Consider the following 13,128-nt stretch of genomic DNA (forward strand, 5'->3'; position numbering starts at 1 on the left):
TTCGCGGGTAAACCCGCTTCCACAGGGGCCGCGTAAGCCTTTGGACATTTGCAAGACAGGAGAAAGCAGCATGCTGTTCCACGTGAAGATGACCGTGAAACTGCCGGTCGACATGGACCCGGCCAAGGCCGCGCAACTGAAGGCCGACGAGAAGGAACTGGCCCAGCGCCTGCAGCGCGAAGGCACTTGGCGCCACTTGTGGCGCATCGCCGGGCACTACGCCAACTACAGCGTATTCGACGTGCCCAGCGTCGAGGCGCTGCACGACACGCTGATGCAGCTGCCGCTGTTCCCGTACATGGACATCGAGGTCGACGGCCTGTGCCGCCACCCCTCGTCGATCCACAGCGACGACCGCTGATTCCAACCTTTTGCACAAGAACAAGATGAGGTAACCATCATGACCGTGAAGATTTCCAACACTGCCGACATCCAGAAGTTCTTCGAAGAAGCCGCCGGCTTTGGCAATGCCGAGGGCAGCCCGCGGCTGAAGCGCATCATTCAGCGCGTGCTGCAGGACACCGCACGCCTGATCGAAGACCTGGAAATCACCGAAGACGAGTTCTGGCACGCCGTCGACTACCTGAACCGCCTTGGCGGACGCGGTGAAGCCGGGCTGCTGGTGGCAGGCCTTGGCATCGAGCACTTCATCGACCTGCTGCAGGATGCCAAGGACGCCGAGGCCGGCTTGAGCGGCGGCACCCCGCGCACCATCGAAGGCCCGCTGTATGTGGCCGGCGCGCCGCTCGCCCAGGGTGAAGTGCGCATGGACGACGGCAGCGAGGAGGGCGTGGCTACCGTCATGTTCCTCGAAGGCCAGGTGCTCGACCCTCAGGGCCAGCCGCTGGCCGGGGCCATCGTCGACCTGTGGCATGCCAACACGCGTGGCACTTACTCGTTCTTCGATCAAAGCCAGTCGGCGTATAACCTGCGCCGCCGCATCGTCACCGATGCCGAAGGCCGCTACCGCGCCCGCTCCATCGTGCCGTCGGGCTACGGCTGCGACCCGCAGGGCCCGACCCAGGAGTGCCTGGACCTGCTCGGCCGCCATGGCCAGCGCCCGGCCCACGTGCACTTCTTCATTTCGGCACCCGGCCACCGCCACCTGACCACGCAGATCAACCTGGCCGGGGACAAGTACCTGTGGGATGACTTCGCCTACGCCACGCGTGACGGGCTGGTGGGTGAGGTGGTGTTCCATGAAGGGGCTGAAGGCCGCCATGCCGAGTTGAAGTTCGACTTCCAATTGCAGAAAGCCCTTGCAACCGAGGATGAGCACCGCAGCGGGCGTCCTCGGGCACTTCAGGAAGCCTGATACACCGCGCTGGCTTCTTCGCGGGCAAGCCCGCTCCCACAGGATCACCACAAACCTATGGATGTGCGCCATCCCTGTGGGAGCGGCGGTTCGGCGCCCCGATTCACCCGCGAAGGAAGCAACACAGAACAAGAGCCTGCCACCAAGGCCGGCCTGAGCCTTGCGAGAATTCCCATGAAAACCCTGCTCAAGGACTGCTCCCTGTCAGCCCTGGTCGCCGGCTGCATCGCGACCCTGATTTCCTACGCCGGCCCGCTGGTGATCATCTTCCATGCCGCCGAAGCGGCCGGCCTGTCCCACGGCATGCTGTCGTCCTGGGTCTGGGCCGTGTCCATGGGCAGTGCCGTGCTTGGCGCCTTGCTCAGCCTGCGTTATCGGGTGCCAGTGGTGATCGCCTGGTCCATCCCGGGTTCGGCGCTGCTGGTCACCGCCTTGCCGCATCTGGGCCTGGAGCAGGCGGTGGGTGCGTACCTGGTGGCCAACCTGGTCCTGCTGCTGATTGGCATCAGCGGGGCCTTTGACCGCATCATTGCGCACCTGCCAGGCGCCATCGCGGCCGGCATGCAGGCCGGCATTCTGTTCAGCTTCGGTATCGAGGTTTTCCGGGCACTTCCGGTGCAGCCCGTGCTGGTCCTGGCAATGTTCACCACCTACGTGCTGATGCGCAGGCTGCAACCGCGGTACGCCGTGGCCGCAGTGCTGTGCACAGGCGCCGTGGTGACCTTGGCCAGCGGCGCCTTTCGCAGCGAGGCGCTGGTGCTGGAGCTGGCTTCGCCACAGTGGATCACCCCGCAATTCAGCCTGGCGGCAACCTTCAGCCTGGCGCTGCCCATGGTGCTGGTCGCGCTGACGGGGCAGTTCATGCCGGGCATGGCCGTGCTGCGCAACGCCGGTTATGGCACGCCGGCCAGCCCGTTGATCAGTGCCAGCGCGTTGGCGGGTGCGCTGCTTGCACCGTTCGGCTGCCATGGCCTGAACCTCGCAGCCGTCACCGCCAGCCTGTGCACCGGCCCAGAGGCCCATGAAAGCCCGCGCCGTCGCTACGTTGCGGCCGTCGCTGGCAGCGCGTTGTACCTGCTGCTGGGGATTGCCGGGGCAACGTTGATGTCGTTGTTTGCCGCGTTCCCGGCGGCATTGATTGCCGCCCTGGCTGGCCTTGCCCTGTACGGCGCAATCAGCGAGGCCTTGGCGCGCAGCCTGGCCGAACCCAGCGAACGCGATGCCGGGTTGTTCACCTTCCTGGTCACCGCTTCGGGGGTGTCTTTCCTTGGCCTGTCGGCGGCGTTCTGGGGGCTGCTGTTCGGCCTGCTGGCCCATGCGCTGCTGCGCTTGCGACGCCCGCCACCCAGGGAAGTGCTGCGCCGCACGCCCTGAAAACCCGTGTTCCCCCGCGCTTAATCCATAACAACAAGATCAAGAGAGCTTCGGAATGAATCACACCCCTTGCGTTGCCATCGGGCTGACTTTGCTCAGCCCCTCCTTGCTCGCCGCCGAAGGCGGTTTCTTCGAGGATGCCAAAGCCAGCCTCAGCGCCCGCAATTACTACTTCAGCCGTGACTTTTCCGATATCGTCGGTGCCAACCAACAGTCCAAGGCCGAGGAGTGGGCGCAAGGCTTCATCCTCGACTTCAAGTCCGGCTACACGCCGGGCCCGGTTGGCTTTGGTGTCGATGCCCTGGGGCTGCTCGGCATCAAGCTCGACAGCAGCCCGGACCGGGTCAACACCGGTTTGTTGCCGGTGCACGGTGATGGCCGCGCAGCCGACGAGTACAGCCGCATCGCACCCACCTTCAAGGCCAGGCTGTCGAAGACCGAACTGCGCGTGGGCGAATTGCAACCCAACCTGCCGGTGCTGACCTTCAGCGATATCCGCCTGCTGCCGCCGAGCTATCAGGGCGCCAGCATCAGCTCGGCGGAAATCGACGGGCTGACGGTGCAGGCCGGGCACCTGACCAGCACGCACCTGCGCAACGAGGGCGGCGACGGCAAGATGAACGCCATGCTTGGCCATGTACCCCAGCGCCAGGCCGAGAGCGATGCCTTCAACTATGTAGGTGGCGACTATGCGTTCAATGCCAACCAGAGCAGCGTCAGCCTCTGGTACGGGCAGCTTGAGAACATCTACCACCAGGGGTTCGTTGGCCTGAAGCACAGCAAACCAGTGGGGGACTGGGTGCTGAGCGCCAACCTCGGCTATTTCACCGCTCGCGAGGATGGCGATGCGCGGCTGGGGAGGATCGACAACCAGGCGTTCTTCTCGATGTTCAGCGCCCGGCATGGCGGCCACAGCTTCCACGCCGGCTACCAGGGCATCTATGGCGATAGCCCGTTCCCACGGGTGTTCGCCAACATCTCGCCGTTGGGCAATGAAGTGCCGACCTATGAGTTCGCCTATACCGACGAGCGCTCGTACCAGGTGCGTTATGACTACAACTTCGCGGCGATGGGCGTGCCAGGGTTGACGGCAACGGTGCGCTACATCACCGGCAACAACGTCGACACGGGCCAGGGGTACGAGGGCAAGGACCGCGAGCGCGACCTGGACCTTGGCTATGCCGTGCAGAGTGGCGTGCTCAAGGGGTTGGGTGTCAGGGTGAGGAATGCCATGGCGCGGTCCAACTATCGCACTGACATCGACGAGAACCGGTTGACCCTGGTGTACACCTGGCAGCTGTTCTAAGGCATTACCGGCCATTTGTTGTCACACAGCAACGATTGCGTCACCTAGGTATCGGGGGTTAGGTTTCCTCAATTGTCATTGAGGAAACCTGACGTGGACTCCATCACCCAAGCCGTGCTCGGTGCTGCGCTGCAAGGCACGGTGCTCGGCCGCATCCAGGGCCGTCGATCGCTCATCTATGGCGCTGCACTGGGCACCGTGCCGGACCTCGACGTGGTCATTCGCTACGCCGACCCGGTGTCGCAGATGACCTACCATCGCGGCTTCTCCCATTCGATCTTCGTCCTCACCGGGCTGGCCTTGTTGCTGGCCGTGTTGGTCAACCGGCTTGCCCGAACGCGGTGGCCCGACAAGGGCTATACCCTGGCGCGGCTGTTCCTGGCGTTCTGGCTGGTGCTGGTAACCCACCCCATCCTCGATGCCTTCACGGTCTACGGCACCCAGCTGTTCTGGCCGCTGCAGTTCACCCCGCTGAGTTGGGCGGCAGTGTTCATCATCGACCCTGTGTATACCGTGCCGCTGTTGCTGGCTGTCCTGTACGCCGCCTTCAAAGGGTTGAAGGCGAGAGCCGTGCAGGTGTTGAGCCTGGCGTTGGTGTTCAGCACAGCCTACCTAGGGTTTGGTCTGGCCGGGCGCATCGCCGCCGAGCAGCGTTTTCAACTGGCGCTCGAGCAGCAAGGCATCCAGGCAAGCGAAGTACGCGCCGTGCCAATTGCGTTCAACAGCCTGGTCTGGCGGGTGCTGGCCAAGACCCCGGATGGTTTTTATTACGAAGGTATCAGCAGCACGTTTGATCGCGAGCCACCGGAAATGCAGCGCCTGCCACTGAACCTGGAGGCGGGCAATGCCCTGCAGGATGCGCCTTTGCTCGAACGCCTGCGCTGGTTTACCGGAGGCTGGCTGCGTTATGACGTGGTCGGCGACCAGCTTGTGGTCACCGACCTGCGCATGGGCATCCCCGGCAACTACACCTTCCGTTTCAACATGGCCCATCGCGATAGCCAGGGGCAGTGGGTTGCCGACACGCCAAGCCGTGGGGCCGGCTCTGGTATCGGAGCGATGCTGCACAACGGTGACCTGGCGTTGATCTGGCGGCGCATCCTCGACCAGCAACCGCCGTTGCCGTTGGCCGCCTGGAGCGAGCGTTGAGCGCATGCCCTTGCAATACTGCGATTCGCACCCATTTAAGCCGGCCTTCAGTATGCCCAGGAACCCGCCATGGAACCCAACCGCTTCGGCGACATCGCTGCCTTCGTCAGTGCCGTGAAGGCCGGCAGTTTCACCGCCGCGGCGGCCAGCCTGGGCCTGACCCGCTCGGCGGTTGGCAAGAGCATCGCCCGCCTGGAAGCGCGCATGGCGGTGCGCCTGCTCAACCGCACCACGCGCAAGCTGAGCCTGACCGATGAGGGCCTGGTGGCTTTCGAGCGCTGGCGGCAGATTCTCGACGACCTGGACGAGGTGGAAAGCACCATGGCGCAGCGCCGCGGCAAACCCACCGGCACCTTGCGCCTCACCGCACCGCTGTCGCTCGGCCAGCGTCATGTACTGCCGATTCTCGATGCCTACCTCAAGCAGTGGCCAGACCTGCGGGCAGACATTCGTTTCACTGACCGTTTCGTCGACCTGGTCGAGGAGGGCGTCGACGTTGCCGTGCGCATCGGCGCGCCCAAGGAAGATTCGCAGCTGTTGACCCGCACGGTCGCCTGGCAGCAGTTCGTCACCTGCGCCTCGCCCGAATACCTCGGCCAGCACGGCGTGCCGCAAGTACCAGCGGACCTTTACGGGCATGACAAGATCACCTTCCTGGCTGGCGAGAAGTCGATGCCCTGGCGCTTCCATACCGCCGAAGGGCTGCACCTGTGCGAGGAGCCCGGGCGGTTGAACATCGACAGCTCCGAGGCAATGCTCGACGGCGCACGGGCCGGTTTCGGCCTGATTCACCTGCCGACCTACATCACCGGCAACGACCTGCGCGCAGGCACGTTGGTGGAGGTGTTGCACGCCTACCGGCCCCCGGCAGATCCAATCCGCGTGGTTTACCCGAGCAAGCGGCACCTGTCGCCACGGGTCCGCGGGTTCATCGACCTTCTGGTAGCGAGCTGGGAGCAGGGTGTGCCCTGGGAGGACTGATTGGGGACTGCCGGGCCCGTATATGGGGCCTGAGTTCGGGTTTATCCCTGATGTAGCAGCGCAGACACTGGCGTCACTGATAATCCATCTGGAGACTCCATGACTGCCCTGTCCGTACTGGATCTGGTCATGATTGGCGAAGGCAAGACCTTCGCTGACGCGATCGAAGAATCCCGCCAGCTCGCTCGCCATGTCGAGCAGCAGGACTACCACCGCTACTGGATCGCCGAGCACCACGACATGCCCGGCATCGGTTCGGCTGCCACCGCGCTGGTGATCAACGAAATCGCCAATGCCACCCAGCACATTCGCGTCGGTGCCGGCGGCATCATGCTGCCCAACCACGCACCGCTGGTAATTGCCGAGCAGTTCGGCACCCTCGACACCCTGCACCCGGGCCGTATCGACCTCGGCCTGGGGCGCGCGCCCGGCACCTCCGGGCCGACCGTGCGGGCCTTGCGTGGCGCCGCGCCGGAGCGCGACTTCAGCCAGGACATTGCCGAGCTGCGCGACTACCTGGCCGACAATGGCAAGCGCCAGGTCCGCGGCGTACCGGGGGCGCACGAGGTACCGGTGTGGATCCTCGGCTCCAGCCTGTTCGGCGCCGACCTTGCAGCGAAGCTGGGGTTGCCGTATGCCTTCGCTTCGCACTTTGCGCCGCGTTACCTGCTGCAAGCGATTGCCCATTATCGAGCGAACTTCCAGCCTTCGGCGCAACTGGCCAAGCCTTATGTGATGGTGGGCGTGAACCTGTTCGCCGCCGACAGCGATGCCGAAGCGGATTACCAGGCCAGCTCGCACCGCAAGTGGATGCTGGACTTGCACGTCGGGCGTTTTGGCTTGTTGCCCAAGCCGCAGGAAGGGTATGTGCAGAGCCTGCCCGGGCATGAGCGGGCGGTACTGGAGCAGGTAATGGCCTGCAGCATTGCCGGTGGGCCAGAGCGGGTGCGTGAGGGGCTGCGGTCGCTGATCGAGCAGACCGGCGCGGATGAGCTGATGATCGACTGCCGGATCCATGACCCGCTGGCGCGGTTGCGCTCGCATGCCTATGCGGCGCGAGCATTGGCCGAACTCAGTTAACCCTCACTGGCCTCTTCGCGGGTAAACCCGCTCCCACAGGGATTGCACAGACTTCAAGCAGTGTGCAGTGACTGTGGGAGCGGGTTTACCCGCGAAGAGGCCAGAACAGGCAAAAAGAAGGGAGCCCAGCGGCTCCCTTGACAGTATCAGGCCTGCTTCAGGAACGGGTAGTCCGTATACCCCTCAGGCCCATTGGCATAGTCGAACTGCGCACGATGCTCGTTCAACGGCGCTTGCAGCCGCAGCCGCTCCACCAGGTCCGGGTTGGCGATGTAGCTGCGCCCGAACGCCACGGCATCGATCAGGCCACGGCCGATCAGGTCTTCGCCTTTCTCGGCGGTATACGCACCCGCAGCGATGATCACGCCGGGGTACGCGGCACGAATCTGCTCACGGAATGAATCACGCAGCGGCTTGCCACCCGCCCAGTCTGGCTCGGACAGGTGCAGGTAGGCGAGGTTGCGCTTGGCCAGTTCCTTGATCAGGTACAAGCCGGCAGCCTCCTGGTCTTCGCCGTTGTCCACGCCATTGAAGCCACCCAGCGGGAACACACGGATACCAATGCGATCAGCGCTCCAGCTGGCGATCGCCGCGTCCACGGCTTCGAGCACGATACGCGCACGGTTCTCAATGCTGCCGCCGTAACGGTCTTCGCGCTGGTTGGCGCTTGGGGTAAGGAACTGGTGCAGCAAGTAGCCGTGGGCGGCATGCAGTTCGATGAAGTCGAAACCGGCCTTACGGGCGTTGGCGGCAGCCTGGCCGAAGTCGGCAACGATCGCGGCAATCTCGTCTTCACTCAGTGCACGGGGTGCGGAGGTTTCCACCCGCATCAGGTTGCCTTGTTCGTCGCGCAGGGTGGTGCGGGCGTTGGCCGGCAGGGCCGACGGCGCAACCGGCGCTTCACCGTCGGGTTGCAGGGAGGTGTGCGAAACGCGGCCCGTGTGCCAGACCTGCACGGCGCTGTGGCCGCCTTCGGCGTGGATGCCTTGGTTGACCACTTGCCAGGCGGCGATCTGCTCGGCGCTGTGAATACCTGGCGAGCCGGAGTAACCCTTGGCCTGGAAGGAGATCTGCGTGGCTTCGGTGATGATCAGGCCGGCGCTGGCGCGCTGGCGGTAGTACTCGGCCATCATCGGCGTGGGTACATCGCCAGGTTCGAGGCTACGCAGGCGGGTGAGCGGGGCCATGAATACGCGGTTGGGCAGGGTAAGGGGGCCAATCTGCAGAGGTTGCAAGAGTTTCATTGCTGCTCCAAAGGTGAAAAACCAATGGCGCGAACGATACCGGGATGATTGGGGAAAGGGGGGACCGAGACCCCGGCGCAGAGCTCCCCAATGGCTTTTGCCTGCACTGGCCTCTTCGCGGGCACGCCCGCGCCCACCGGGGTATCACTGCCTTGAAGAGGGTAGTGACCCTGTGGGAGCGGGCGTGCCCACGAAGAGGCCAATGCAGGAGAACGCTCAGCGACGAGCCAACCGCCCACTGACAAAATGCGCGACATCATTGAACCCTGGCGTCGACGCATGCCCCGGTGTCACCAGCGAATCAATGAATGCCTCGTCTTCTGCCGTGATCTGCACCGCCAGCGCCCCGCCGTAGGTATCCCACTGCGCCTCGGTGCGCGGCCCGACGATGGCCGAACTCACCAGCTGGTTGTTCAGCACCCAGGCAATGGCGAACTCGACCAGCCCCACGCCCTTGGCCTGCGCGTAATCCTGCAGTTGCCGGGCAATGGCCAGCGACTCCTGGCGCCATTCCACCTCCATGATGCGTTTGTCCTGGCGCGCCGCCCGGCTGCCGGCTTCGGGCTCGGCCCCCGGTGCATACTTGCCGCTGAGTACCCCGCGAGCCAGCGGGCTGAACGGCACCACGCCCAGGCCGTGATACGCGGCGGCGGTCATCTGCTCAGGTTCGGCCTGGCGGTTGACGATGTTGTACAGCGGCTGGCTCACCACCGGCTTGGCCACCCCCAGGCGCTCGGCAATGTTGCAGAGCTCGGCAATGCGCCAGCCGCGGTAATTGGACACCCCCCAGTAGCGGATCTTGCCTTGCTGCAGCAGGTCGCCGATGGCGCGCACGGTCTCTTCCAGCGGCACCTTGTGGTCTTCGCGGTGCAGGTAGTAGATGTCCAGGTAGTCCAGGTGCATGCGCGTCAGCGTGGCATCGATGCCATTGAAGATGTGCTTGCGCGACAACCCGCTGCGGTTGGGCAGGCCGTCGGTCGGCCCCATGCCGACCTTGGAGGCAACGACCCAGTCCTGGCGATGGCGCGCCACCGCTTCGCCGACGATCTCTTCGGAGCGGCCGGCATTGTAGACGTCGGCGGTGTCGATGAAGTTGATGCCTTGGTCCCAGGCCTTGTCGATGATCCGCAGCGCATCCTCGGTGCTGGTCTGCTCGCCGAACATCATGCTGCCCAAGGTCAGGGCGGAGACTTGCAGGCCGGAATGGCCAAGGGGACGGTAGATCATGCCGAGTGTCCTTCGCGGGGAGTGATCGGGTTGTTTTACACAGAACCGGCGGGGTTTGAAAGGCTGAGACGCAGGGGCAATCGGTCGGGCAGCAGCGTCGTCGCTGCCGCCCGATGACAGGGAGCATCGCCCGCTAAGTCGGGGGTTCCGGCAGGGTCGCTGAAATCAACCAATCAGTTCAAGGGCGTCATCCAGGCTCAATGGCCGCTTCAGCCGTTGCGAGAGTGTCGCCATGGCATCCGAGTAACCCCTGGCAATTACCGCCTCGACCTGATCGCCAATGCACTGCAAGGCAACGAAGTCGCCTTTCTCCGGTTCGCCAACAAACGCGATGCGGTCCCAGTCACGCGCATGCCCCAGCACCTCGTAGGTGCGCCCGTGTTGGAAGGTCCAGAAGAACGGTACATCGTTGTAGCGACGCTGCTCGCCCAGCATGTTGGCCGCCGCGATCACCCCGTGTTGCTGGGCCAGGCGCCAGTGCTCGATGCGCACCGGGTGCCCGGCGTGGGGGAAGGTGGCGATATCGCCCGCAGCCCACAGACCATCCGCGGCATGCAGTTCGGCATCCACTTGCAATGACTGGTCCTTGGCCAGTTGCACGCCTTGCACGAAAGCAGTGGCCGGCTTTACACCGGTACCCAGCAGCACCAGGGGCGCGAGCAGCTTTTCGCCATTGGCCAGTTGCACGGCCTCGACCTTGTCTTCGCCCAGGAAACGCTCGACTTCGGTCGGGCCATGGAACACCACGCCCTTGCGTTCATGCAACTGGCGAATGGAGCGCCCGATGCGCTCGCCCAGCTGTTTGGCCAAAGGCACTTCGTGGCGGGTGACCACATGCACCTCGGCGCCATATTTGCGCAGGGCCGCGGCAGCTTCCAGGCCAATGAAGCCGTCACCGACGATCACCACGGGCTGCCCGGGTTCGGCAGCATCGAGCAGGCGTGAGGCATCCTCGCGCGAGCGCAGGGTCATGATGCCGGGCAGGTCTACACCTGGCAGGGCCGGGCGCAGTGGCTTGCCGCCAGTGGCCAGGAGGGCGGCGTCGTAATCGATGTGGTGCCCGTCGGTGAGGGTGATCTGGCGCTTTTTCGCATCCAGTGCAAGCACCTTCCCGAAGCGCCGGTCCAGCTGGCCTCTGCGCAGCTGGTCGGGCTCGAGCAAGGCTGACACCTCGTCGGGCGCCATCTCCCCAGCGATGACGAATTTGCTCAAGGCGGTGCGGTCGTAGGCCGGTTGTCGCTCTTGATCGAGCCAGATCAGGTGCCCGCCAAAACCGTGGTCGAGCAGCGTGGCGACTGCCGCCGAGCCGGCCGCACCGGCACCGATCACCACGAAAGTACGCGCGTCGCTGTGCCGAGGAGGCTCGCTTTTCGGCATCGGCTGATCATCGACCCACACCTCACCGTCCTTGAGCCACGCCCTGTACCTGCGCAGGCCAGTCAGCGCGGGTGGTTCACACACCGCCCCCTCATCGACGGCAAACGCGGCCTTGTGCCAGGGGCAAACCAGCAGGCCGCCGCAGATAACGCCTTCTTCCAACGGGGCGCCTTCATGCGGACAGTTGCCTTGGTAGGCATGTACCTGATCGCCTTGGCGGATGAGGATCATTTCTTCGTTGCCGGCCTGGACGCGCAAGGGGCGTTTAGGGTCGAGCTGATCGAGGCGGGCCACGGCGTGCTGGGTCATGGGGCTTCTCCAAAGGGGGGCCTTTGGAACCATTTGACGCCTGGGGTGGGAGGGGTATTCGTTGATCTGACGATCGGTGTCCTTGTGTTCGCCTTGGGACTTGTAGCGCCTGAGAGATCGAGCGCCGCCCGCGCGGCGCATCGCGGATGAATCCGCTCCTACATTTATTGCAACGTGGCCATGCCTGTGAGGCCATGGTTGTCAGCCTTGTTTGTCAGGCTCACGTCATGCGCCAAGGCAGGCGACCATGGCGTTACAGGTTCGGCACGTTGCAACAGATGTAGGAGCGGATTCATCCGCGATGCGCCGCGCGGGCGGCGCTCGATCTCATGGGCGCTGCAAACCTCCCGGCGAACTCACCCAAAAACTCAATGGGTGCGGACAGCACTCAGCGCGCCGGCCCGGGTAACCCGCAAGGCCACCAGGCTACCCAGCACGATCAACGCGGCCAGCGAATACAGCGCCGCATCGGTCGAACCGGTCTGGTCCTTGATGAAGCCGACCAGGTACGGGCTGAGGAAGCCGGCCATCTGGCCCACCGAGTTGATGATCGCCAGGCCAGCCACTGCGGCACTGGCGCTGAGCAGCGCGGTCGGCATCGGCCAGAACATCGGCAAGCCGGTGAGGGCGCCCATGGTGGCGATCGACAGGCCGAGGATGGCGATGGTCGGGTTGCCGGCGAAGTTGACCGCGATCAGCAGGCCGACGGCACCCATCAGCATCGGTACCACAAGATGCCAGCGGCGCTCGTTGCGCAGGTCCGCCGAGCGGCCGCAGAGGATCATGAACACGCCGGCCAGCAGGTACGGAATGGCGCTCAGCCAGCCGATCAGCAGCGGGTTGTCGAAGCCCATGCTCTTGATGATCGACGGCAGCCAGAAGTTGATCGCGTACACGCCGCTCTGGATGCAGAAGTAGACAAAACCAAAGGTCCAGATCAGCGGGTTGGTCAACACGGCCAGCACGCTGTCGCCGGTGGTGTTCGGCTTGCTGGCGGCGTCCGCTTCGAGGTCGGCGGCGATCAGCTGGCGTTCGGCCGGGCTCAGCCAGGCGGCTTTCTGGTAACCGTCGCTGAGCAGCTTGATGGCCAGCACGCCGAGGGCCACGGTTGGCAGGCCCTGGATCAGGAACATCCACTGCCAGCCGGCCAGGCCATGCTGGCCGGTGGCGAAGTGTTCGAGGATCCAGCCGGAGAACGGCCCACCGAGCAGGCCTGACACCGGGATCGCCGACATGAACAGCGCCATGATGCGGCCACGGCGGTCAGCCGGGAACCAGCGCGAGAGGTACAGCACCACGCCGGGGAAGAAGCCCGCCTCGGCGGCACCGGTCAGCAGGCGCAGGGTGTAGAACTCGGTTGGGGTGGTGACGAACAGCAGGCAGGTCGACAGGCTGCCCCAGGCGATCATCATCGCCGCAATCCAGCGCCGCGGGCCGAAGCGGTTGAGCGCCAGGTTGCTCGGCAGGCCGCAGAGCACGTAGCCGATGAAGAAGATGCCGGCGCCAAGGCCGTACACGGTTTCGCTGAACTTCAATGCATCGAGCATCTGCAGCTTGGCGAAGCCGACATTGACGCGGTCCAGGTAGTTGAACAGGTAGCAGATGAAAATGAACGGGATCAGCCGCAGGGTGATGCGCCGGTACAGCGCGTTGCGGGTGCTATCGGTGCCTTGGTCAGGGGCGGGGCTGTGTGCCATGATCGGGATCTCTGTTGTTATGATTGTCGCCGCGTCGCCTGTGCCGGCGCTCGCCCTGACGAGTCTCGG

General features: G+C 64.6%; 11 protein-coding genes. 7 read left to right on the plus strand and 4 right to left on the minus strand.

What is annotated here, in order from left to right:
• Nucleotides 1–70 precede the first annotated feature (70 nt).
• From catC to H040_RS09450, 7 genes are all read left to right on the plus strand, one after another.
• Nucleotides 71–361: a muconolactone Delta-isomerase gene (catC, locus tag H040_RS09415; RefSeq protein ID WP_003256111.1), complete on the plus strand. Its 291-nt coding sequence runs from the start codon at nt 71–73 to the stop codon at nt 359–361.
• A 39-nt stretch (nt 362–400) separates the two neighbouring features.
• Nucleotides 401–1,315, plus strand: a complete 915-nt coding sequence (gene catA / locus H040_RS09420; RefSeq protein ID WP_060484312.1) for a catechol 1,2-dioxygenase — start codon at nt 401–403, stop codon at nt 1,313–1,315.
• Nucleotides 1,316–1,489: 174 nt separating this feature from the next.
• Nucleotides 1,490–2,689: a benzoate/H(+) symporter BenE family transporter gene (locus H040_RS09430; RefSeq protein WP_027917224.1), complete on the plus strand. Its 1,200-nt coding sequence runs from the start codon at nt 1,490–1,492 to the stop codon at nt 2,687–2,689.
• A gap of 55 nt (nt 2,690–2,744) precedes the next feature.
• Nucleotides 2,745–3,995 carry an OprD family porin gene (locus H040_RS09435; RefSeq protein WP_027917225.1) on the plus strand — a complete coding sequence of 417 codons (1,251 nt, stop codon included), beginning with the start codon at nt 2,745–2,747 and terminating at the stop codon, nt 3,993–3,995.
• Nucleotides 3,996–4,088: 93 nt separating this feature from the next.
• Nucleotides 4,089–5,144: a metal-dependent hydrolase gene (locus H040_RS09440; protein ID WP_027917226.1), complete on the plus strand. Its 1,056-nt coding sequence runs from the start codon at nt 4,089–4,091 to the stop codon at nt 5,142–5,144.
• A 69-nt stretch (nt 5,145–5,213) separates the two neighbouring features.
• Complete coding sequence (locus tag H040_RS09445) at nt 5,214–6,125, plus strand: LysR family transcriptional regulator (protein WP_027917227.1); 912 nt, start codon at nt 5,214–5,216, stop codon at nt 6,123–6,125.
• Between the two features lie 99 nt (nt 6,126–6,224).
• Nucleotides 6,225–7,205, plus strand: a complete 981-nt coding sequence (locus H040_RS09450) for an LLM class flavin-dependent oxidoreductase (RefSeq protein WP_027917228.1) — start codon at nt 6,225–6,227, stop codon at nt 7,203–7,205.
• Nucleotides 7,206–7,351: 146 nt separating this feature from the next.
• Here the strand turns inward: H040_RS09450 and H040_RS09455 are convergent, their stop codons facing one another.
• The 4 genes from H040_RS09455 to H040_RS09470 all read right to left on the minus strand — a co-directional run bounded on the left by H040_RS09455 (nt 7,352) and on the right by H040_RS09470 (nt 13,059).
• Nucleotides 7,352–8,449, minus strand: coding sequence for an alkene reductase (locus tag H040_RS09455; protein WP_027917229.1), 1,098 nt, complete (start codon nt 8,447–8,449; stop codon nt 7,352–7,354).
• A 216-nt stretch (nt 8,450–8,665) separates the two neighbouring features.
• Nucleotides 8,666–9,676: an aldo/keto reductase gene (locus H040_RS09460; protein WP_027917230.1), complete on the minus strand. Its 1,011-nt coding sequence runs from the start codon at nt 9,674–9,676 to the stop codon at nt 8,666–8,668.
• Between the two features lie 165 nt (nt 9,677–9,841).
• The gene (locus H040_RS09465; RefSeq protein WP_027917231.1) at nt 9,842–11,362 is read right to left on the minus strand and encodes an FAD-dependent oxidoreductase; all 1,521 of its coding nucleotides are present in this window, start codon (nt 11,360–11,362) and stop codon (nt 9,842–9,844) included.
• 368 nt (nt 11,363–11,730) lie between these two features.
• On the minus strand, nt 11,731–13,059 hold the full coding sequence (locus H040_RS09470) for an MFS transporter (protein WP_027917232.1): 1,329 nt from the start codon (nt 13,057–13,059) through the stop codon (nt 11,731–11,733).
• Between the last annotated feature and the right edge of the window lie 69 nt (nt 13,060–13,128).

This window comes from Pseudomonas sp. URMO17WK12:I7 (assembly GCF_003269045.1).
In the GTDB taxonomy this organism is placed as follows: Bacteria; Pseudomonadota; Gammaproteobacteria; order Pseudomonadales; family Pseudomonadaceae; genus Aquipseudomonas; species Aquipseudomonas putida_J.